This is a genomic window from Streptomyces sp. NPDC086787, from assembly GCF_044745865.1.
In the GTDB taxonomy this organism is placed as follows: Bacteria; Actinomycetota; Actinomycetes; order Streptomycetales; family Streptomycetaceae; genus Streptomyces.
In genome coordinates, this window is record NZ_JBIVBC010000006.1 from 235954 (window position 1) to 257627 (window position 21674).

At 71.8% G+C, this 21674-nt stretch carries 20 protein-coding genes; 9 read left to right on the top strand and 11 right to left on the bottom strand.

Annotated features, from left to right (window positions below):
* Positions 1–21 precede the first annotated feature (21 nt).
* Together ACIPK3_RS17535 and ACIPK3_RS17540 are read left to right on the top strand one after the other, a co-directional pair.
* Positions 22–1566 (top strand): alpha/beta hydrolase, encoded by a 1545-nt coding sequence (locus tag ACIPK3_RS17535; protein ID WP_402570544.1) that lies wholly within the window; start codon positions 22–24, stop codon positions 1564–1566.
* A 157-nt stretch (positions 1567–1723) separates the two neighbouring features.
* Entirely contained in the window at positions 1724–3271 is a 1548-nt protein-coding gene (locus ACIPK3_RS17540) for an alpha/beta hydrolase (RefSeq protein WP_402570546.1), read from the top strand.
* 104 nt (positions 3272–3375) lie between these two features.
* Here the strand turns inward: ACIPK3_RS17540 and moeZ are convergent, their stop codons facing one another.
* The 7 genes from moeZ to ACIPK3_RS17575 all read right to left on the bottom strand — a co-directional run bounded on the left by moeZ (position 3376) and on the right by ACIPK3_RS17575 (position 12009).
* A complete protein-coding gene (moeZ, locus tag ACIPK3_RS17545; protein WP_402570548.1) occupies positions 3376–4554 on the bottom strand; it encodes an adenylyltransferase/sulfurtransferase MoeZ in 1179 nt (392 codons plus the stop codon).
* A 63-nt stretch (positions 4555–4617) separates the two neighbouring features.
* Positions 4618–5370 carry a spherulation-specific family 4 protein gene (locus ACIPK3_RS17550; protein ID WP_402570550.1) on the bottom strand — a complete coding sequence of 251 codons (753 nt, stop codon included), beginning with the start codon at positions 5368–5370 and terminating at the stop codon, positions 4618–4620.
* Positions 5358–6317: an NAD-dependent epimerase/dehydratase family protein gene (locus ACIPK3_RS17555; protein WP_402570552.1), complete on the bottom strand. Its 960-nt coding sequence runs from the start codon at positions 6315–6317 to the stop codon at positions 5358–5360. Before ACIPK3_RS17555 ends, ACIPK3_RS17550 begins: the two co-directional genes overlap by 13 nt.
* Before the next feature lie 187 nt (positions 6318–6504).
* A complete protein-coding gene (locus tag ACIPK3_RS17560) occupies positions 6505–7689 on the bottom strand; it encodes a hypothetical protein (RefSeq protein WP_402570553.1) in 1185 nt (394 codons plus the stop codon).
* A complete protein-coding gene (locus ACIPK3_RS17565; RefSeq protein ID WP_402570554.1) occupies positions 7686–9377 on the bottom strand; it encodes a DUF3492 domain-containing protein in 1692 nt (563 codons plus the stop codon). The genes ACIPK3_RS17560 and ACIPK3_RS17565 overlap by 4 nt, the downstream gene beginning before the upstream one ends.
* 196 nt (positions 9378–9573) lie before the next feature.
* On the bottom strand, positions 9574–10902 hold the full coding sequence (locus tag ACIPK3_RS17570) for a DUF3152 domain-containing protein (RefSeq protein ID WP_402570555.1): 1329 nt from the start codon (positions 10900–10902) through the stop codon (positions 9574–9576).
* Positions 10903–11001: 99 nt separating this feature from the next.
* Positions 11002–12009: an alpha/beta fold hydrolase gene (locus ACIPK3_RS17575; RefSeq protein WP_402570557.1), complete on the bottom strand. Its 1008-nt coding sequence runs from the start codon at positions 12007–12009 to the stop codon at positions 11002–11004.
* A gap of 164 nt (positions 12010–12173) precedes the next feature.
* On the opposite strand from ACIPK3_RS17575, the gene ACIPK3_RS17580 reads away from it, so the two are divergent.
* From ACIPK3_RS17580 to ACIPK3_RS17595, 4 genes are all read left to right on the top strand, one after another.
* Positions 12174–12398, top strand: a complete 225-nt coding sequence (locus ACIPK3_RS17580) for a hypothetical protein (RefSeq protein WP_402570558.1) — start codon at positions 12174–12176, stop codon at positions 12396–12398.
* A 167-nt stretch (positions 12399–12565) separates the two neighbouring features.
* Positions 12566–13210: a TetR/AcrR family transcriptional regulator gene (locus tag ACIPK3_RS17585; protein WP_402570560.1), complete on the top strand. Its 645-nt coding sequence runs from the start codon at positions 12566–12568 to the stop codon at positions 13208–13210.
* Between the two features lie 134 nt (positions 13211–13344).
* A complete protein-coding gene (locus ACIPK3_RS17590; protein ID WP_402570562.1) occupies positions 13345–13572 on the top strand; it encodes a DUF3107 domain-containing protein in 228 nt (75 codons plus the stop codon).
* 173 nt (positions 13573–13745) lie between these two features.
* Positions 13746–14015, top strand: a complete 270-nt coding sequence (locus ACIPK3_RS17595; protein ID WP_402570563.1) for a hypothetical protein — start codon at positions 13746–13748, stop codon at positions 14013–14015.
* Positions 14016–14039: 24 nt separating this feature from the next.
* Here ACIPK3_RS17595 and ACIPK3_RS17600 read toward each other — a convergent pair whose 3' ends face one another.
* On the bottom strand, positions 14040–14789 hold the full coding sequence (locus tag ACIPK3_RS17600; protein ID WP_402570565.1) for a ferritin-like domain-containing protein: 750 nt from the start codon (positions 14787–14789) through the stop codon (positions 14040–14042).
* Between the two features lie 505 nt (positions 14790–15294).
* Between ACIPK3_RS17600 and ACIPK3_RS17605 the strand changes: the two genes are divergently transcribed.
* Together ACIPK3_RS17605 and ACIPK3_RS17610 are read left to right on the top strand one after the other, a co-directional pair.
* On the top strand, positions 15295–17757 hold the full coding sequence (locus tag ACIPK3_RS17605; protein WP_402570567.1) for a DEAD/DEAH box helicase: 2463 nt from the start codon (positions 15295–15297) through the stop codon (positions 17755–17757).
* Between the two features lie 135 nt (positions 17758–17892).
* Positions 17893–18771, top strand: coding sequence for an alpha/beta fold hydrolase (locus tag ACIPK3_RS17610; RefSeq protein ID WP_402570568.1), 879 nt, complete (start codon positions 17893–17895; stop codon positions 18769–18771).
* A gap of 4 nt (positions 18772–18775) precedes the next feature.
* Here ACIPK3_RS17610 and ACIPK3_RS17615 read toward each other — a convergent pair whose 3' ends face one another.
* Positions 18776–19669 carry an NYN domain-containing protein gene (locus tag ACIPK3_RS17615; protein WP_402570570.1) on the bottom strand — a complete coding sequence of 298 codons (894 nt, stop codon included), beginning with the start codon at positions 19667–19669 and terminating at the stop codon, positions 18776–18778.
* A gap of 170 nt (positions 19670–19839) precedes the next feature.
* Here ACIPK3_RS17615 and ACIPK3_RS17620 point away from each other — a divergent pair, with 170 nt between their 5' ends.
* Positions 19840–19992 carry a hypothetical protein gene (locus ACIPK3_RS17620; protein WP_402570572.1) on the top strand — a complete coding sequence of 51 codons (153 nt, stop codon included), beginning with the start codon at positions 19840–19842 and terminating at the stop codon, positions 19990–19992.
* Positions 19993–20104: 112 nt separating this feature from the next.
* Here ACIPK3_RS17620 and ACIPK3_RS17625 read toward each other — a convergent pair whose 3' ends face one another.
* The gene (locus tag ACIPK3_RS17625) at positions 20105–20710 is read right to left on the bottom strand and encodes a MarC family protein (RefSeq protein ID WP_402570574.1); all 606 of its coding nucleotides are present in this window, start codon (positions 20708–20710) and stop codon (positions 20105–20107) included.
* A 97-nt stretch (positions 20711–20807) separates the two neighbouring features.
* The gene (locus tag ACIPK3_RS17630; protein WP_402570576.1) at positions 20808–21665 is read right to left on the bottom strand and encodes a PHP domain-containing protein; all 858 of its coding nucleotides are present in this window, start codon (positions 21663–21665) and stop codon (positions 20808–20810) included.
* Positions 21666–21674: the final 9 nt, after the last annotated feature.

Sequence of the window (21674 nt, forward strand, 5' to 3'; positions counted from 1 at the left end):
GCGCCGCCCCAGGATGGGAACATGCCGAACCCCTCCCGGATCCGCGCCGCCGTGACCGCCGCCGCCCTGCTGTCCTCCCTGGTGGCGGGCTGTGCCACCGACTCCGGGAGTGGGAGCGGCGACCTGACCAAGCAGGAACTGGACTGGAAGGACTGCCCGGCGCCCTCCCCCGCCGAGGGCGGCGGAGGCGCTCCGTCGCCGCTGCCGAACGGCGGCACCTGGCAGTGCGCCACCCTGCGCGCCCCCCGGGACTGGAACGACCCCAAGGGCGACACCATCGGCATCGCGCTGATCCGGGCGAAGGCGAGCGGCGACCCGGGCAAGCGGATCGGCTCACTGATCTTCAACTTCGGCGGCCCCGGCGGTTCCGGCGTCACCACACTGCCCGCCTTCGGCGAGGACTACACGAAACTGCGCACCCGCTACGACCTGGTCAGCTTCGACCCGCGCGGGGTCGGCCGCAGCGACCCGGTGGAGTGCGAGAGCGACGCGCAGCTCGACGATTACTTCCAGCAGGACGCGACGCCCGACGACAAGGCCGAGCGCGCCCAGCTCCTGGAACGCACCAAGAAGTTCAACGGGGCCTGCGAGAAGAACTCCAAGACGATCCTGCCGCACGTGCGCACCACGGACGCCGCCCGCGACATGGACCTGATGCGCCAGGTTCTCGGCGACAAGCAACTCCACTACTTCGGGATCTCGTACGGCACCGAACTCGGCGGCGTCTACGCCCACCTGTTCCCGAAGCACGTCGGCCGGGCGGTCTTCGACGGCGTCGTGGATCCCACGCAGAACCCCGAGGAGAGCTCGCTCGGGCAGGCCCGGGGCTTCCAGCTCGCGCTGGACAACTTCGCCGAGGACTGCACGTCCAAGATCGAGGAGTGCCCGATCGGCGACACACCGCAGGACGTCAAGGACCGCATCGCCAAGCTGCTCGCGAGCCTGGAGAAGAAGCCGATCCCGGGCGTCTTCCCGCGTGAGCTGACCCAGACCGCCGCCACCAACGGCATCGCGCAGTCCCTTTACTCCAAGGACTTCTGGGAGTACCTCACCGAGGGCCTGGAGCAGGCATACGACGGTGACGGCAGGATCCTGATGCTGCTGTCCGACTCCATGAACGGCCGCAGCGAGAACGGCGAGTACAGCAACATCACCGCCGCCAACGTCGCCGTCAACTGCGCCGACGACAAGCCTCGGTACACCGCCGACTACGTGCAGCAGAAGGTGCCGGAGTTCCGCTCGGCCTCCCCCCTGTTCGGGGACTACCTGGCCTGGGGCCTGGTCAGCTGCACCAACTGGGCGGTACCGGGCGCCGCCGACCATCCCGATGTGAGCGCGCCGGGGTCGGCACCGATCCTCGTCGTGGGCAACACCGGCGACCCGGCGACCCCCTACGAGGGCGCGCGCAGGATGGTGGACGCGCTCGGCAAGGGCGTGGGCGTCGAGCTGACGTACAAGGGGCAGGGGCACGGCGCGTACGACAGCAAGAACAAGTGCGTGCAGGACGCGGTGAACGGATACCTGCTCGACGGGAAGGTGCCGTCGGCCGACACGGTCTGCTCCTGACCAGACCGACCCGACCGGACTGCCCTGACCGCCTTCCCTCGACAAAGCAGCAGCTCAAAGGGTTATCCACAGGCCAAAACGGGATCGGTTCGATCGGCCTACGATGTCCTCACTGCTCCTCGCGGCACAGCGCGGAGAGCTCGTGACGGGGGGACGTATGTCGCGTTTCGTACGGTGGACGGCCGTGGCCGCCACCGCGGTGCTGGTCGCGGGATGCAGCAGTGGATCGTCCGGGTCGGGCGGGGACGAGGGGAAGGGCGGGCCGACGTCACCCAAGGCGTCACCGGCCGACCCGAGGACGGCCGCCCTGCCCGCCTCACTGACGACCCAGAAGCCCGGCTGGCACCGCTGCGAGGGGACGGGCAACGCACCGGCGCCGAGCGGAGACTGGCGGTGCGCCACGCTCAAGGTGCCGCTGGACTGGGCGAAGCCGGGCGGTGAGACGATCGGCCTGTCCCTGATCCGGGCCAGGGCGACCGGCGACGACCGCATCGGCTCGCTGCTGTTCAACTTCGGCGGACCGGGAGGCTCGGGAGTGTCCTCGATGCCCTACTACGGGAGCACGGTCGCCAAGCTGCGCGAGCGGTACGACCTGGTGAGCTGGGATCCGCGCGGGGTCGGGGCCAGCGAGGGCATCCGCTGCCGCGGCGACCGGGAGATCCGCACCGCCGAGACGGTGGACGCCACCCCGGACACCCCGGCCGAGGAGCGGGCCTACTTCCAGGACGCCACCGACTTCGGCAAGGGCTGTGTCCGGGCCGCCGGCAAGCTGATGACCCATGTGTCGACGACCGACACGGCACGCGACATGGACCTGATGCGCCAGGTCCTCGGCGACAGCCAAACTCATTACTTCGGCATCTCCTACGGCACCGAACTCGGCGGCGTCTACGCCCACCTGTTTCCGAAGCACGTGGGCCGCATGGTCCTGGACGCGGTGGTCGACCCGAGCGCGGACACCGTGGGCCACGCCGAGAACCAGGCCCGGGGCTTCCAGCGGGCCCTCGACGACTACCTGAGGTCGACGGGCCAGGACCCGAAGCAGGGAACACGGAAGATCGCCGACCTGCTGGCGGAGATCGACGCCGGTCCGCTGCCCGCCTCGTCCGGCCGAAAGCTGACCGAGACGCTCGCGATCACCGGCATCGTCGTGACGCTGTACAGCAAGAGCGCCTGGCCGATGCTCACCAGCGCCCTGAAGGCTGCCGAAGGGGGCGACGGTTCAAAACTGCTGGCCCTCGCCGACGAGTACAACGACCGCGACTCCACGGGACACTACGGCACGGCGACCCACGCCCAACGGGTCATATCGTGCCTGGACGAGCGGCAGCGGCCCACGCTCGCCCGGACGAAGAAGCTGCTGCCGGAGTTCGAGCGGATCTCGCCGGTGTTCGGCGCCCTTCTCGGCTGGGACACGGCCGGGTGGTGCCACGACTGGCCGGTGGCCGGACAGTACGACACCCCGGAGGTCGCCGCGTGGGGTGCGGCGCCGGTCCTGGTGGTCGGCAACACCGGCGACCCGGCGACGCCCTACGAAGGCGCCCGCCGGATGGCGGACGAACTGGGCAAGGGCGTCGGCGTGGAGCTGACCTGGAAGGGCGAGGGCCACGGGGCGTACGGCAACGGGAGCGACTGCGTCGACTCCACGGTCAACGCCTACCTGCTGAACGGCACGGTCCCGCGGGACGGCAAGGTCTGCGCCTAGGGCAGGCCGTCAGGTTTCCCGGGGCAACGGAGAAAGCCCGGAGAGGCCCGGCACTCATGGTGCCGGGCCTCTCCGGGACCTGGATGGCTGTGCCGCCGACCGGTCTAGTAGACCGGCTTGTCCGGTTCGATCTGGTTGACCCAGCCGATCACGCCGCCACCGACATGCACGGCGTCCGCGAAGCCCGCGGACTTCAGCACGGCAAGGACCTCGGCGCTGCGGACACCCGTCTTGCAGTGCAGGACGATCTTCTTGTCCTGCGGAAGGGTCTGCAGCGCGGCGCCCAGGAGGAACTCGTTCTTCGGGATCAGCTTGGCGCCCGGGATGGAGACGATCTCGTACTCGTTCGGCTCACGGACATCGATGATCTCGATGTTCTCTCCGTCGTCGATCCACTCCTTGAGCTGCTTGGGAGTGATCGTCGAACCGGCGGCCGCCTCCTGGGCCTCCTCGGAGACCACGCCGCAGAAGGCCTCGTAGTCGATGAGCTCGGTGACGGTCGGGTTCTCGCCGCAGAGCGCGCAGTTCGGGTCCTTGCGGACCTTGACCTGGCGGTACTGCATCTCCAGGGCGTCGTAGATCATGAGCCGGCCGACCAGCGGTTCACCGGTGCCGGTGAGAACCTTGATCGCCTCGGTGACCTGGATGGAGCCGATGGACGCGCACAGCACGCCGAGGACGCCGCCCTCGGCGCAGGAGGGAACCATGCCGGGCGGCGGGGGCTCCGGGTACAGACAGCGGTAGCAGGGCCCGTGCTCGGACCAGAAGACGGAGGCCTGACCGTCGAAACGGTAGATCGAACCCCACACGTACGGCTTGTTCAGCAGCACACACGCGTCGTTGACCAGGTACCGGGTCGCGAAGTTGTCCGTGCCGTCGACGATCAGGTCGTACTGGCTGAAGATGTCCATCACGTTGTCGGCCTCGAGCCGCTGCTCGTGAAGGATCACGTCCACGTAGGGATTGATGCCTTTGACGGTGTCCCGCGCGGACTCGGCCTTGGAGCGGCCGATGTCGGCCTGGCTGTGGATGATCTGACGCTGGAGGTTCGACTCGTCGACCTCGTCGAACTCCACGATGCCGAGCGTGCCCACGCCCGCCGCGGCCAGGTACATCAGCGCGGGCGAACCGAGGCCGCCGGCGCCCACACACAGCACCTTGGCGTTCTTCAGCCGCTTCTGCCCGTCCATCCCGACGTCGGGGATGATCAGGTGGCGGGAGTACCGGCGGACCTCGTCTACGGTGAGCTCGGCGGCCGGCTCGACCAGGGGTGGCAACGACACGGGGACTCCGTTGGTCGGTCAATCACTACGTCTGTTCTCCCCGTAACACTGCCATGGCCTTTTTCATTCCGAGACACCCGTTCCGATCCGCGAGACGATGTCGTCCCAGTAACCGGGCATGGTCTCCCACGGGTCGACGCTGCCCCCGCGATCGGTGCGGTCGGTGAAGTAGATCGTGGCCGCGCCCTGCCAGCGGGCGATGCGCAGCGCTTCGTCGAGGTGTCCGCGGGGCACGCTGTGCACGAAGTGACAGAAGCGGTCGGGCGGGTAGTCGGCGGTCCACTCGGCCGCCTGGGACCAGCGGTAGTCGGCCCACGAGCCGCGGTAGGTCACCAGTTGGTCCGCGTTCTCGGCGTAACCCGGGTAGGGATGGGTGCCCTGGCCGAGGACGACATGAGCACCGTCACGGATCCCGCGGAGCGCGGTGACGACGCGGCGGACCTCGGGGAGGTCGCCTCGGTCCGCGGGGCAGCGGTCGACAAGGAAGCCGTCGACCCGGTACCAGTCGGCGTAGAGGTGGGCGTCGGCGAAGAGGTCCCCCGGGGCGCGGGTGCCATGGGCGCTGTCCAGATGGCCGAGGACCCGGACGCCGGCGTTGCGCAGCCGTCCGGCCGCTTCCAGGCAGTGCGGATCGGGGCGGCTGCCGGGACCCCTGCCGGAGACGTTGAGCACCACCCAGTGCAGGGGCGTGCCGGGGCGGGTGAGTTCGGCCCACTCGGTCGGGGCGACCAGAGGGTGCGCATAGCCGGGGATGCCGAAGCCGCTGCGCACACCGGTTCCCGCGGTGCCCGCCGTGGTACTGGTCAGATGCGGCATGCCGCCTCCATCCAGATGTCGGCGAGGGACTCCTCGAGGTTGATCCGGGGCCGCCAGCCGAGCCGGTCGCGGGCGGTGCGTACATCCGCCTGCTGCCAGCTGCCGCAGCCGTCCGGGTACGGGTACACGACCGGGGCCGCGTGGTCGGACTCCGCGCGGGGGTGGCCGATGGGCGCCCTGAGCGTGCCCGGCGGCCCGTCGAGTTCGTGCAGGGCCCCGCCGAATCCGGCGACGCGGGCGAGGACGGCGGCTGCGTCGCGGAGGCGGACGGCGCGCCCTGAGCCGATGTTGATGACGCCCTGCGCGGCGGAGAGCGACGCCGCGTGCACGGCGCGCGCCACGTCGCGGACGTCCACGAAGTCACGCTGGACGCCCAGGCCGCCGAGTTTGAGCTCGCCGTCGCCGGACTGCATGGCACGGCGCATCGCTTCGGCGAGCCGGCCGAGGGGGGAGCCCGCGGGAGTGCCGGGTCCGGCCGGGGAGAACACGCGCAGAACCACGGCATCCAGGCCCGAGCCCAGCACCAGTTCGGTGGCGGCGAGCTTGCTGACGCCGTACGGGCCGCCGGGGCGGGGCACGGCGTCCTCGGCCGTGGAGGATCCGGGCTGGCTCGGACCGTACTCGGCGCTGCAGCCGATCTGCACGAGCCGGGCGCCGCAGCCGCTCCGGCGCAGCGCCTCGCAGACGGTGGCGACGGCCACGGTGTTGTGCCGGGCCAGATCGCGGGCGCCGCCCCGGGTGGCTCCGGCGCAGTTGACGACGACTCCGGGATGGACCGCGTCGAGGAAGCGGGTGAGCGCTCCGGGGCTGCCGGTCGCGAGGTCGAAGCGCACGTCGGCGTCGTCCCCGCGGCCGAGTGCGGTGAGTTGCACGGCCGGGTCGGCGAGCAGGCGGTCGGCGACGAAGCGGCCGAGGTAGCCGTTGGCTCCGATCAGCAGGACCCTCATCGTTCGGCTCCCGGGGTGTGCGTTCCGGCTGCTCCGGGGGCTCCGGGCGCTCCGGGTCGGGAGGTGGTCATCTGGCTTTCTCCTTCTGAGGGTTGGTGCGGTGGCCGACGGCGGCAGGGCCGGTCGCCGACGGCGTGGAGAGGACGGGGGTGGGCGTGGCGGTCCGGCCGCGTGAGCGGGGGGCCGGTCACCGGTGCTCCCCCGTCGGCGCATGGGCGGCCGCGCGGGTCAGGGTGCGGGCCGCGTGGAACAGCAGGGCCAGGGCGGCCGCCCCGCAGGCGAGCGCGGGAACGCTGCCGGTTCCCCAGGTGTCGGCGAGGGTCTCGACGGGGGTCGCCAGGAACGCGCACCCGGGGAGACGGCCGCCGAGGACCAGGGCGAGGGCGAGGGCCTCGGTGGCGGCCGCGGTGGCAAGGGCGTGGACCGGGGCGTGCGGGAGCCGGTGCACGGCGAGGAGGCGGGCGAGCAGGAGGAGGACACCGAGGGTGAGGACCTGAGGCTGGGCGGCGGGTTCCCGCAGGGCCGCGCCGGTCAGGGCGGCCAGGGCCGTCAGCGCGCCCAGATACAGGGCGGCGGCGCCGAGCAGCAGTGGCCGCGCGGCGGCGGTGAACTCCTTCAGGCCGCGGCTGGCGGCGAGCCTGCGACGGGCGCGCGCGGCGAAGAGGTGGGCGGTCCAGGCGGCCGGGGCGCAGGCCAGGGCGAGGGCCAGGGCGGGCGCGGTGGTCAGCGGCCAGGCGCTGTCCGGTGCGGCGCCGGGCGGGCCGTCGGGGCCGCCGGTCAGCACGGCCTGCAGCAGTCCGTCGCCGAGGAGGGCGTAGCCGAGCAGCCAGTAGGTGGCGGCGCGGGTGCGGGCCGCCGTGCGCCACCCGTGGGTGTTCGGTGGTGTGCCGAGCGGGCCGCGGCGGAGTGCCAGGCGCGCACCGAGGGCCACGGCGAGCAGGCCTGCCGTGGCCGTGAGGAGACGGGTGCGGCCGTGGGTGAGGTGTGTGGCGGTCACGACCGCCGTGCCGAACGCTCCGGGAAGGAGGGTGAGCAGGATCCAGCCGAGGCGCGCTCGGGGCACGGGCGTGGGCCCGGGAGGGGTGGGCGGGGTGTCCTCGCGGGGCACGCGGGCGTACATCTCCTCGGCGAGCGAGAAGACGTCGCGGTGACGCAGGCGCGCGGCGGTCCGGTCGGTGACGCCGTGCGCCTCCAGCCCGGCCGCGATCTCCAGCGGGTCCACAGCCCGCTCGCACAGCTCGCGATGACGGTGCATCAGCGTCTTCACGGGGTCCCCGGCGCCCCGGCGGACGGTGGTGGCGCGGTCTCGTCCGGCGCTTGTGCCGGGGCCGTCCGGGGTGGCGGGACGGTCGAGTTCACCGAGGCCGCTCATCGGGCTTCCTCCGTGGCGGGGACGGCGGCCGGGGCCGGGACGGGGGTGGCGCGTACGGGTGGGCCTGAGGCCCAGGAGGGGACGCCGCGGGCGACGACCCGGGACAGGGGGCGGGTCCAGCGGCCGGGGAGGTGGGCCTCGGCCGGAACGGCGAACGGGAGAGGCTCTCCGGTGTCGTCCAGGACGACTCTGTGCACCGGGCTGTGCGCCACGATCTCCAGGTAAATGCCGTGAAATGCCGTGATGTTCTGCTCGACGGTGAACAGTTCGAGCGCGCGGGCGCGGGCGGCCGCGCCGAGCCGCTCGCGGCGCTCGGGGTCGCGCAGCAGCGCCACGCACGCCTCCGCGAGCGCCCGCGGGTTGCGTGGCGGTACGACGAGTCCGGTGCCGCCGATGACCTCGACCACCGCGCCGACGTCCGTGGACACCGTCGCGCGGCCGCAGAACATGGCCTCGACGAGGCTGACCGGAAAGCCTTCGACGACGCTGGAGAGGACGGTCACGGCGGCGGAGGCGTACACCTCGGCGAGGGCGGGGGCCTGCGGGCTGCCGATCTCCTCGAAGGACACCGGGTTGTCGCCGACGGCGTGCACGCCGTCGGCCTCGTCGGGGAAGAGCTGCGCGGCCAGCGCCCGGCACTGGGCGAGGTACGCCTCGCCCTCGGCGCCGCCCGGCGCACCGACGATGCGCAGCCGCGCCCCGGGTTCCTCCCTGCGGACCTCGGCGAAGGCGTGCAGCAGGGAGACCAGGTCCCGGGCGGGTTCGACCCGGCCGACCCAGACCAGTGTGCCGGGGTCGGCCTGGTCCGGGGCGTCGCCCACCTCGGCGAACCGGGCGGCCTCCATCCCCGGGTGGACGGTGCGGATCCGGGCACGGTCGGCACCGCAGCGCTCCTGCCAGCGGCGGGCGTGCGCGTTGCCGGGGGTGAGCAGCGCGGCCCTGCGGTAGACCTCGGCGGCGAGCCTGCCGTGGAAGGAGGCCAGCAGCGTGCGCACGGCGGGAGTGGCGTCGGCGGAGGCGAGGTAGTGCGAGCGCAGGCGCACGCCGTACTCGGTCACCAGCAGCGGTACGTCGCAGAAGTGGCTGGCGAGGAGTCCCGGCAGGGCCGCGGGGCCCCCGGCCGTGGCGTGGCACAGGTCGGCCGAGCCGAGGCCGTCGTCGTCGTACCAGTCGAGGGAGAGGGGGCGCAGAGCGCGTTCGAAGTGCGCGGCGACGGCGAGCAGGTCGGGTACGCGGGCCTCGCGGGCCGCGCGCGGTGCGCTGGGCGTGCGGCAGGCGTGCTCCAGCGCGCGTACGGCGGTTTCGGAGCGGAGGGCGCCGGCGAGTCCGCCCTCGTCGCGCGCCAGTTCGGCGAGTCCGTACAGCGCGCTGGTGAAACGGTCCGCCTGATCGTCCGAGACGGCGCCGACCGAGCCGACGAGTTCCGCGTAGCAGTCGGCGAAGCGCCGGCGCGCGCGCCTGCCCCACGGCACCTTGACGTCCTCGGCGGTCCACAACGGGGCCGTCCGAACCCGGCCGACATGCGGTGGGAGCGGGACCCAGCCCTCGTCCTCCTGCTGTCGGCTGCGGCTGAGCGCGTAGACGTCGAACTCGTGCCGCCCGAGCCCACGCACGAGCCGGTCGCACCAGAGCCCGGCCTCACCGTTCAGATACGGATAGCCACCCTCGGTAACCATTCCGATGCGCACGAGTGCACCCCCGATCTCCCGCGTTGGGGAGCCGCCGTCCCTCTGGCGGCTCGCAGCGGGACGAACGTAAGCGCACATGGCGGTGGCGCGACGGACGGTTGTCCGTCGCGCCACCAAAAGGGGTGAACGGTCGTAACTTTCCTGTGCGAACGCCGTTCGGTCGCGCTAAGAGACCGCGTGGACGCGGAGTGTCACGTCAACTCTTGGGGTAGGGCCAAGGGTTGGGCAGACAGTGGATTCCGTCGTGGTTGAGGAATTTGGTCTGCTGCTGCATGACCGGGGCGAGTTGGCCGTCCCTGTCGCAGGTGACGTGGTCGTGACCCAGCCGGTGGCCGACCTCGTGGTTGATGAGCATCTGGCGGTACGCGTAGATCGCGTCACCGTATGTCTCGCTGCCCTGCGCCCACCGATAGGCGTTGATCATCACGCGATTGGTCTTGTACGAGTTGCACGACACGTTCTCCTCCGCCGTGTCGAGGTCGGACCTGGCGCACCAGTCGGCGGTGGTTCCGGGGCTGGCGAGCGTGACCACGAAGTCGGGCTTGCCGGAGTCGACGCGCTCGAAGGCACGGGCGCCCCGGTGGGCCCAGCTGCGGTCGTCGTTGAGCGTGATCTGCACGGCCCGGGCGAAGAGCTCGGCGTCCAGGTCGAGCCCCTGCTCCACGTCGACGCGGTAGGTGAACGTCTCCTTGCCCGCGTGCGGCGCCTTGGCGGTACCGGGCACGACCTCGAACTTCCCCGAGCCCTTGAGCTGGGCGGCGAGCGGGTACTTCTTGCCCATCCTCTGCGCGTACGTCAGCGGCGCCACGCCCGGGACGACCGACGGGGTCGCACGGCCGTTGCCGCGCGAGGCGATGTCACGGTCGGCCCGGTCGGCGGCCGACTGCGACCGCGCGCCGGAGCCGCCGTGATCGTCGGTGACCTGACCGGCAACGATCACCGCGAGCACGGTGGTGACGGCGGCGGCCGCGATACCGGTGAACGCGCGCCCCTTGCCGCCCTTGGACTGCGCGGGCGGGCCCGTGGGCGGCGCGTCGCCGGGCGGGGCGACCGAGGCGGTGGCCTGGGTGGCCTGCTGCGGGCGGCGGTCCCCGGCGCCGGTTCCGGCCCGGGGCGTGAACACGTCGTCGTCGTCCGCGGCGTCCGCGTCGTCCGGGCCGCGCGCGCCGAAGGCGTCGACGTAGTCCTGACGGGGGCCGCTCGGAGCCGCGTGCCGCTGACGCGGCACGAACACCCCGGCCGCTCCCGGCGCCCCGGCCCCGGCGGTCCGACCACCGTCGGTCCGGCCGCCCATCTCACCCCAACCGCCACCGGGTTCGCGCTGCTCCGGATGCCCTCCACGGGCCTGGGGAGCGCCGTGGGCGGGCGTACCGCCCCCGAACCTCGGCACGCCGTGCACGGGGGTTCCCTCGGCCGCGCGCGGTACCCCACGCCCGCGCCGCCCCCCACGTGAGGCGTCGGGGGCGGTGATGTCCGGTGACGGCACCGCGCCCGCGGGTCGCCTCGCCCCCGGCGTCCTGTTCATGTCCGCGCTGTTTATGCCCGCGCTGTTTATGCCTGCGCTCTTTATGTCCGCGATCTCACCCTTGGCGGGCCCGCGGCGACTGTGGCGTCCCATCGGTCCTCAGCTCCCCGCGCTCACGCTGTCGGCCGTCGGCGCGGATTCCGCCACGGTGCTCGCGGAATGTCCCGCGAGGAGTTCCCGGAACGCTTCGGCCACCGTGTCGGGGTATTCCATCATCGCGACGTGCCCGGCGTCGGGCAGGGACAGCAGACGGGAGTCACGGAAGGAGCGTGCCGCCTTCTGGGCCATGCGGTAGCCGACGAGCCGGTCGCGGCCGCCGTAGATCAGCAGGGTCGGGGCCAGCACCCGCTCGGCCTGACGCCAGAGGTTGTGCTGGCCGCCGAGGGTGTAAGCGTTCACCAGCCCGCGCGAGGAGCGCGTCATCGCGTCCCAGAAGTACGGCAACCGCAGCCGCCGCTCCAGTTCCTCCACGGCGTGTCCGAGGGCCTCGGGCGACACGGACGTGGGGTCGCCGTAACACAGCCCCACGACCCCGCGGACCCGTTGCTCCGGCGTCCACTCCCTGGTCACCCGGGTGAACAGCCCGGCCACACCGGGCACCCCCAGCAGTGCCGTGGGGACGGCGGTGCGCTGTACGCGCAGCTCGGGGAGCGCGGGCGAGACAAGGGTGAGTGTCCGAACGAGATCGGGACGTACGGCGGAGACCCGCGTGGCGACCGCGCCGCCCAGCGAATTGCCGAAGAGATGGACCGGGCCGCGCCCCGAGGTCTCGAGGTAGCGGATCACCGCGCGCGCGTGTCCGGTGACGGAGTAGTCGCCGTCGTCCGGGGGCGGCGAGTCGCCGAAGCCCGGCAGGTCGACCGCCTCGCCGTCGACGACACCGTCGAGCCGCTCCATGAGCGCCGACCAGTTCTGCGAGGAGCCCCCGAGCCCGTGGACGTACAGCGCGGGCGACAGCCCCTCGCGCGCGGGCGGCCTCGACCGGACCGACAGCGTGACCCCGGGAAGCCTGACCGAACGCAGCCGCTCGCCCTCCGCGACCCTGACAGGTGCCACCCTGGGGAGCACGCTGGTGGCCGGCACGGCCGGCAGCTCGGTCGAAGACATGCGGCAATGTTACGAGACGATCACGCGGCAGATCGTGTGTTAGCCGTCACAGAAGAGGCGCGGATCGCATAGCGTCCGAATCGGGTGTCTCCTAGGCTCATACAGGGGCACCCGTATGCAGTCCCCAGTCTGTTCCAGGGACGCCCGACGGAAGGGAGCCCGCCATGGCCCTTGATCCCACTGATCCCGATGTCGTCGTGGAACTCGCGTCCGACGAGTTGCCGCAGATCGACGTCGAGGCTCCCGAGAACGACACGGCGGAGCAGCACGCGGAGCTCACCGAGGACCGCGACGACCCCTTGGAGGACGTCGATCCGGCCCGCGCGAACGAGGCCGACCTCGTCGAACAGGCCCGTGTCGTCGGCCTCGACGAGGACGACTACCGCTGACACCCGGCGGGACACGGGGAGTGACCCGCCCCGTTCAACGCCCTACGAGGGGGTTTGTCCGCTGTCCGGTACGTGAAATTCTGCGCTCGCAGCGCGCACATCCCGGTTACCGAAAAGTACGATAGCCGCGCGGCGCACACCGCAAGTGGACAACTTTGGGAGGCGGCGTGACAGCCATCGAGCAGACAGAGGCGGCACGCCCGAAGGGCACTCGCCTGCCGCGCCGTGCCCGTCGGAACCAGCTGCTGGGCGCCGCCCAGGAGGTGTTCGTGGCGCAGGGCTACCACGCTGCGGCCATGGACGACATCGCCGAGCGCGCCGGCGTCAGCAAGCCGGTGCTCTACCAGCACTTCCCGGGCAAGCTCGACCTCTACCTGGCGCTGCTGGACCAGCACTGCGACGCCCTGATCCAGGCCGTCCGCGCCGCCCTGGGGTCGACCAGCGACAACAAGCAGCGCGTGCGGGCGACGATGGACGCCTACTTCGCCTACGTCGAGGACGACGGTGGCGCGTTCCGTCTGGTCTTCGAGTCCGACCTGACGAACGAGCCCGCGGTCCGCGAGCGCGTCGACAAGGTCACCAACGAGTGCGCCGAGGCGATCTGCGAGGTCATCGCGGAGGACACGGGTCTGTCGCGCGCCGAGTCGATGCTGCTGGCCTCCGGGCTCGGCGGTCTCGCCCAGGTGGTCGCCCGATCCTGGCTGCACAGCGACCGCAGCGTTCCGCGGGACCAGGCGGTGCAGTTGCTGGCGTCCCTGGCCTGGCGGGGCATCGCCGGTTTCCCGCTGCACGGGACCGATCAGAACCACTGACCGCCCGACGGTCCGAAGACTGTTCGCTCCTGGCGTTCCCGCCCGAAGCGTGTACGTCCCCTCACCGGGCTAATGTGTGCTGGGTACGGCGCGGAAAGATCGCGCACTTCACTGAGCGTCGGAGGGACATAGCCGTGGAGGTCAAGATCGGCGTGCAGCACTCGCCCCGCGAGATCGTTCTGGAGAGCGGTCTGAGCGCGGAGGAGATCGAGCGCGTGGTGTCCGAGGCGCTGACCGGAAAGTCGCAGCTGCTGAGCCTCGCGGACGAGAAGGGCCGCAAGGTGCTGGTCCCTGCCGACCGCCTGGCGTATGTCGAGCTGGGCGAGCCGACCGCCCGCAAGGTGGGATTCAGCACGCTGTAGTGACGTCTGTGTCGGAAGGGGTCCGGTGGCCGCGGCCATCGGACCCCTTCCGCGTGAACGGCATTCACAGGTGGAGCACAAGACACCCACAGGGGAGGATTGTGTTGCGCAGGTCACGGGTAGGACCGGCTAGGACCGCGAAGCGCAGGCAGGCCGTGTGGGAGGGACCCGTCATGATCCTGGAAGCTTTCGGCTCCGTGCTGCTCGGAGCCGTGCTGGCCTGGGCCGCGGTGCACCGTTTCCCCCGACGCCTGCCCGCCCGCCCGCTGGTGTTCTCCACCGGCGTCGCCGGCGCCGTCTTCGGTGACTTCGTCACCCACAGCTCGCTGGGCGCCGGCACCCTCCTGCCGAGTCTCCTCGGCGGGATGGTGGTCTCCGCGGCCGCGCTGTCACTGCTGCTCCGCCCGGCCGGGAGACTCCGCCGACGCTCCGTCCCCGCGTAGGGGCCGGGGCTGAAGGGGCCGGGGCTAAGCCGCCAGCCCCAGCGCCGCCATCCGCTTCGTGTGCGCCTCGGTGATGCGGGTGAACATCCGGCCGACCTCGGCCAGGTCGAAGCCGTCCGCGAGGCCGCCGACGAGCATCGTGGACAGCGCGTCCCGCTCGGCGACGACACGCTGGGACTGGGAGAGCGCCTCGCCCATCAGCCGCCGCGCCCACAGAGCGAGCCGACCGCCCACGCGTGGGTCCGCGTCGATCGCGGCCCGCACCTTCTCCACGGCGAAACCGGCGTGCCCCGTGTCGTCCAGGACGGCCAGCACGAGTTCGCGGGTGTCGGAGTCGAGGCGGGCCGCTACCTCCCGGTAGAAGTCGCTGGCGATGGAGTCGCCGACGTAGGCCTTGACCAGGCCCTCCAGCCAGTCCGAGGGGGCCGTCTGCCGGTGGAAGCCGTCGAGGGCCGCGACAAAGGGCTGCATGGCCTCGGTCGGCTCCTCGCCGATCCCGGTGAGCCGGTCACGCAGCTGCTCGAAGTGGTGGAACTCGGCCGAGGCCATCTTGGCCAGCTCCGCCTTGTCCGCCAGCGTGGGCGCCAGCTTGGCGTCCTCCGCGAGTCGCTCGAACGCCGCCAGCTCGCCGTACGCGAGCGCGCCGAGCAGATCCACGACGGCGGCGCGGTACTGCGGGTCGGCGGCGGCCTTCGCCCAGTCCTGGGCGGCGACTCCGGTGGCCTCGGGCGAGGCTTCCTCGAGGGCGTTGTCAGGCTTGTCAGAGCTCGTCATGAAGCGCACAATAGCCCGCCCGCCGCCACTGGGAAGCCCCTGGTCAACCAGTGCGACAACGAGTACGTGACCAATTCGGCCATCGCATGTGCGCGAATCCGGGGTATGGTGGTAATGCGCCTGCTGGTACGTGGTCGAAGTCGACGTCGTATCTCGACAGGCCGCACGTATGAGGATGCCCGGTCGGTGGCCCGATCGGCTCCGACCCGACAGCTCTCCTGGCCGTACGGCACTGTGCGTACGACAACCGGAGGGACACCCTCAGCGGTACGAGCGCTAGAGCGTCGTCAGAGGTCCCGTGCCACACGGCTTGCACCGAGTGGTTCGCCCGTAAGGCAGCCGACGTCCCCGGCACGGTCCGTCAAGACCCCCGCGCTCGCCTCGCGCCGCGACTCACAGAAGAGGCAGCACCCTGACTACGACGTTCCGAGACCTCGGAATCCTCCCCGAGACCGCTGAAGCCCTCGAAGCGGTCGGCATCATCAACCCCTTCCCCATCCAGGAGATGACGCTCCCGGTCGCCCTCTCGGGCAGCGACGTCATCGGCCAGGCCAAGACCGGCACCGGCAAGACGCTGGGCTTCGGCCTCCCGATCCTCGAGCGCGTCGTCGTCCCCGCCGACGTCGAAGCCGGCCGCGCGCGCCCCGAAGCGGTCACCGACACCCCGCAGGCGCTCGTCGTCGTCCCCACGCGCGAGCTGTGCACGCAGGTCACCAACGACCTGCTGACCGCGGGCAAGGTGCGCAACGTGCGCGTCACCGCCATCTACGGCGGCCGGGCGTACGAGCCCCAGGTCGAAGCCCTCAAGAAGGGCGTCGACGTGATCGTCGGCACCCCCGGCCGGCTGCTGGACCTCGCGGGCCAGAAGAAGCTCGACCTCCGGCACGTCAAGTGCCTGGTCCTCGACGAGGCCGACGAGATGCTCGACCTGGGCTTCCTGCCCGACGTCGAGAAGATCATCAACATGCTTCCGGCGAAGCGCCAGACGATGCTGTTCTCGGCGACCATGCCGGGCGCGGTCATCGGTCTCGCCCGCCGGTACATGAGCCAGCCCACCCACATCCGCGCGACCGCGCCGGACGACGAGGGTGCGACCGTCGCGAACATCAAGCAGTTCGTCTACCGCGCGCACTCCATGGACAAGCCGGAGATGATCGCCCGCATACTGCAGGCCGACGGCCGCGGACTGGCGATGATCTTCTGCCGTACGAAGCGCACGGCCGCAGACATCGCCGAGCAGCTCCAGCGCCGCGGCTTCGCCTCCGGCGCGGTCCACGGCGACCTGGGCCAGGGCGCCCGCGAGCAGGCGCTGCGCGCCTTCCGCAACGGCAAGGTGGACGTCCTCGTCTGCACCGACGTCGCCGCCCGCGGCATCGACGTCGAGGGCGTGACCCACGTCATCAACTACCAGTCCCCCGAGGACGAGAAGACGTACCTGCACCGTGTCGGCCGTACGGGCCGCGCGGGCGCGAAGGGTACGGCGATCACCTTCGTCGACTGGGACGACATCCCGCGCTGGCAGCTCATCAACAAGGCGCTGGAGCTGGGCTTCAGTGACCCGGTGGAGACGTACTCCACCTCGCCGCACTTCTTCGAGGACCTGAGCATCCCCGCGGGCACCAAGGGTGTCCTGCCGCGCTCCGAGCGCACCCGCGCCGGGCTCGCCGCGGAGGAGCTGGAGGACCTGGGCGAGACCGGTGGCCGTGGCGCGCGTGGCCGTGGTGGCCGTGGCGGCAGCGGTGACTCCAGGCCCGCCGAGAGCGAGCGTGCGGAGCGAACGGCGCGTGCGCCGCGCAATCGCCGTCGTACGCGCGGCGGGACGCCGTTGGAGGACGCCGCCGCCGGGACCGCCGCGACGGAGGAGCCGACGTCTGCGCGCACCCCGCGCCGTCGCCGCCGCACCCGTGGCAGGTCGTCGGACGGCCAGGCGGTGGCCACCGTCGAGGCCGTGGCGACCGAGGCAACGGTGACGGAGGCCGCGCAGGCCGCCGTCACGGCGGTGGAGGGCCCGGCCGTGCTCGACGCCCCCGAGGCCGTCGACACGCCGGAGAAGCCGCGTCGCCGCCGCACCCGCAAGACCGCGGAGCGGGCGGAGACCCCGGCCAAGGGCACCGAGAGCACGCCCGAGGCCGTGGCCCCGGCAGTCGAGGCTCCCCCGGTGGTCGAGGCTGCCCCGGTCGTCGTGGAGACGCCGGACGTCGTCGAGGAGACCAAGCCGCGCCGCCGTACCCGCAAGGCCGCCACCGCCGCGGAGACTGTCGCCGACACCGCCGAGGGCACCGAGGCCAAGCCGGCCGCGCGCCGCACGCGGAAGACCGCCGTCACCGCCCCCGAGGCCGTGGCCGAGGCCGAGGCCGCCCCGGCCAAGCCGCGCCGTACCCGCAAGACGGCCGCGGCCGCCCCCGAGGCGACGGCGGAGGTCAGCGAGGCCGCCGAGGCCGCGCCGCGCCGCCGTACCCGCAAGGCGGCCACCGCGTCGGAAGCGGTCGTCGACACGGCGGAGGCCACGGAGGCCAAGCCCGCCACGCGCCGCACGCGGAAGACCGCCGTCACCGCCCCCGAGGCCGAGGTCGCAGCCGTGGCCGAGGCCGCCCCCGCCAAGCCGCGCCGTACCCGCAAGACGGCCGCCGCCGCAGCGGAAGCGGCCGTCGACACGGCGGAGGCCACGGAGGCCAAGCCCGCCACGCGCCGCACGCGGAAGACCGCCGTCGCCGCCCCCGAGGCCGAGGTCGCAGCCGTGGCCGAGGCCGCCCCCGCCAAGCCGCGTCGCACCCGTAAGACGGCCGCCACGGCAACCGTCGCCGAAATCCCGGCGCAGGCTGCCGAGGAGCCGGAGGCCACACCGCGTCGGCGTACGCGCAAGGCCGCGACCGCGACCGCCGAGGTGGCCGGAGAAACGGCCGAGGCGAAGCCCAAGGCGCGCCGGACCCGCAAGGCGACGGCAGCCGTGGAGGCTCCGGAGGCCTGATCAGCCTGATCCGGTACGACCCCGGGTCATGAGCCCGGTACGGCCCGGTCCCACCTCGTGTGGGACCGGGCCGTCGGCATTGCGGCAGCGGCCCCCGCGCCGCCGCGTCGAGCGGGCGCCCGATAATCTCTGCGCATGAGCAGGCCAGCGACCTTCGTCCCGCCCCCGGGCGCCCGCGCGTACGCACTGCGCACCGCACGCGGTGAGTTCGCCGTAGTCGACGCTCCCGCGGCCGAGGGTGTCGAGCCGAGGGGTGTCGCGCTGCTGCTGCCCGGGTTCACCGGCAGCAAGGAGGACTTCAACCCGCTGCACGTGCCGCTCGCGGAGCGTGGGTACCGGACCGTCGCGGTGGACGGGCGGGGGCAGTACGAGTCCGACGGCCCGTCGGACGACGAGTCCGCCTACGCCCAGGAGGAGTTGGCACGGGACGTGCTGGCTCAGGCGGAGGCGCTCGGCACACCGGTGCAGTTGCTGGGGCACTCCCTCGGCGGCCAGATCGCCCGGGCGGCCGTACTGACCGACCACTCCCCCTTTCTGTCCCTCACCCTGATGGCCTCGGGGCCGGCGCAGATCGCCGACGAGCAGCGGGAGCGGGTGAAACTGCTGCGTGACGCCCTCGCCGTGCTGTCGATGGCCGAGGTGTGGGACGCGATGCGGGCCATGGACGCGCAGGCGACGGTCGAGGGCGGTGCGCTGGACGGCGGACTGGACGACCGGGAGGACCTGCGGCACCGCTGGCTGAGCACCAAGCCCGCCCAGCTCATCGCCACGGGGCGGCAGTTGTGCGTCGAGCCGGACCGGGTCGCCGAACTGGCCACGGTGCCCCTGCCGTTCCACGTGGTGTCGGGTGCACTCGACGACACCTGGCCGGTGACGCTGCTCGACGAGATGGCCGCACGGCTGGGGGCCCGGAGGACGATCATCGAGGGTGCCGAGCACTCGCCGAACACCGACCAGCCGCTCGCGACCGCCCGCGCCGTCGCCGACTTCTGGGACGGCGCCGGCCCTCCCTGAGGACCTAGTACTGCGTCTGAAGGTGCTCCCAGAAGCCGTCCCGCAGCGCGCGCCGGAGGTCGGCCTGGCCCCGCAGGGAGTACTGGAGCAGTCCCTCGGCCTCCACGAGCAGGTCCTGATCGACGGAGCCGGGCAGGTAGGGGTGGCCCGGGAGGAGCTCGACCAGGGCTTCGCGGCCGCGTGCGGACAGCCACTTCGCGGCGATCTGGGCACCGACGAAGCGGACGTCGTCGCGGCTGGGCCGACTGGCCGTGGGCTCGTAGGCGGGGGCGGTGCGCCGGGAGACGTACGGCTTGAAGAAGTCGAGGTCGAAGGTGCGCTGACTGTCGACCTCCCAGAGCAGCGGCTCCGCCTGGTTGCGTCCCTCGGGTGCCTCGATGCCCCAGAGATGGACGCGGGCGCCGTATCCCTGGGCGGCCTCGACCGCCGAGACCAGGTCCTCGTCACCGCCGATCAGGGCCGCGTCACTGATGGCGCGGTGCCGGGCGAGTGACTCCAGGTCCGACCGGATCAGGGAGTCGACGCCCTTCTGCTGGTTGTTCGCGTTGAGGTTGCCGAGCCGCACCTTGACGTCCGGGAGTTCCGCGATGGACTGCTGCTCGGCGGTGTGGATGCGGCGCCGGGCACCGTCGTACCAGTAGACGCGCAGCAGCCTGCTGTCCGCGAAGATCGTGCGGGCGCGGTCGATGAGCGCCTCGATCAGTCCCTCGGCGTCGAGGTCGAAGGCCCGGCGGTCCTCGGTCCCGGTCACCAGGCGGCCCGCGGCCGCGTACAGATAGCCCGCGTCGACGAAGATCGCGTGTGTCGAGGGCGTCTTCGCGACTTCGGCGAGCATGCGTTGCAGCAGCTCGTTGGTGCGGTCGATGCGGGCTTGCAGTGCCGCCAGGTCGTCGTTCATCGGCTCCATTGTCCCGGCGGTCACGCTGCGAACACAACCGGTCCCGGAGAGTCTCCCCGACGGCCCCCCTACCGGTCGGTAATTAGCCGTTCGAAAAATTTCTTTAGCGTAGGGAATGTTTGTAACACGCAACTCGTTGACTCAGGTGTAACAACGACGAAGGGAGAGGCATGCGCTTCGAAATCATGCGACTCGACGAGGTCGACGGCACGACCGTGGACAGCACTGTCGTGGACGCCGCCTCCGTCAACCGGATCGTGCAGCAGGCCGCCGCCATCGGACAGCGGCTGTGGATCCGGCCGGCCGAGACCCCGGCCGCGTAACAGCAGAAGCGGATCAGACGCGGATCACCGCAGATTCTTCAGAGCCCCCGTACGGCACTACGCCGTACGGGGGCTCTGCGTATGACTCGGGGTATCGCTCGGGGCAGGCGGCTCAGGAGCCCTTGATCACCAACATGATCCCGTTGATGATCTGCTGCACGGCGATGGCGGAGAGCATCATGCCCGCCAGACGCGTCACCAGGACCACACCACCGTCCTTGATCACCCGGATGATCAGCAGCGAGTAGCGCATCACCAGCCACAGCACGACATGGATCGCGAGGATCGCCGACCACACCGAGACCTGCGCGGCCACGCTCCCGGCCTTCTGCACCGCCAGGATGACGGACACGATGGCGCCCGGCCCGGCCAGCAGCGGCATGCCGAGCGGCACCAGGGCGACGTTGACGTCCTTGGTCTGCTTCGGTTCGTCGGTCTTGCCGGTGAGCAGGTCGAGCGCGACGAGCAGAAGCAGCAGACCGCCCGAGATCATCAGCGCCGGCACCGAGACATGCAGGTAGTTCAGGATCTGGTGGCCGAGCAGTCCGAAGACGGTGATCACACCGCCGGCCACGCAGACGGCCTGGAACGCCATCCGCTTCTGCACCTTGGCGGGGCGTCCGGCGGTGAGCGCGAGGAAGATCGGGGTGATCCCGGGGGGATCCATGATGACGAACAGGGTGAGGAAGAGGGAGCCGAACACGGCGACGTCGAACATAGGTGCACTGGCCTTGCGGGAAGAAGCGGCGGCTGAGGAAGCCGAGGGAAGCGGACGGAAGCCGAAGGAATCCGAGAGGAAGGGACGGAAGTGAGCCTCAGGCTCCGCCGGCCCCCGGTACCGGGAACGCCCCCGTGGCCCGCCGCGTGATCTCTCCGTACACCTCGGGGTCCGTCGTGTACTCGCCCAGCGCCACGGTCTTGCGGCTGCCGTGGTAGTCCGAGGATCCCGTGACCAGGAGCCCCAGGTCGGCGGCGAGTCCGCGCAGGCGGGCGCGGGTGTCGGCGTCGTGGTCCATGTGGTCGACCTCGATGGCGTCCAGACCGGCCGCGGCCATCTCCGCGATCGCGGACTCGGGGACCGTACGGCCCCGCTTGGCGGCCGCCGGATGCGCGAAGACGGTGACACCGCCCGCGCCCTTGACCAGCCGGATGGCCTCGAACGGGTCGGTCTCGTGCTTCTCCACGAAGGCCCGGCCGCGGTCGGCCAGCCACTCGGAGGTGAACGCGTCGCTCACCGTCGGCACGACACCGAGCTCGACCAGCGCGGACGCGATGTGCGGACGCCCGACCGAACCGTCACCGGCGATGCGCGCGACCTGCTCCCAGGTGACCGGCACGCCCAGCTCGTTCAGCTTGACGATCATGGCCTGGGCTCGCGGCACCCGGTCGTCCCGGACCAGCTCGCGCTCGGCGAGCAGGGCGGGCTCCTCGGGGTCGAAGAGGTAGGCGAGCATGTGCATGGAGATGCCGTCGAAACGGCAGGACAGCTCGGCGCCGGTGACCAGGGTGAGCCCCGCCGGCAGCGCGGCGACGGCCTCGGCGTGCCCTCGGGTGGTGTCGTGGTCGGTCAGTGCCACGACGTCGAGACCGGCCGCGGCGGCGTTCCGCACCAGCTCGGCCGGGGTGTCCGTACCGTCGGAGGCCGTGGAGTGGCAGTGCAGATCGATGCGCACGACGCGGAC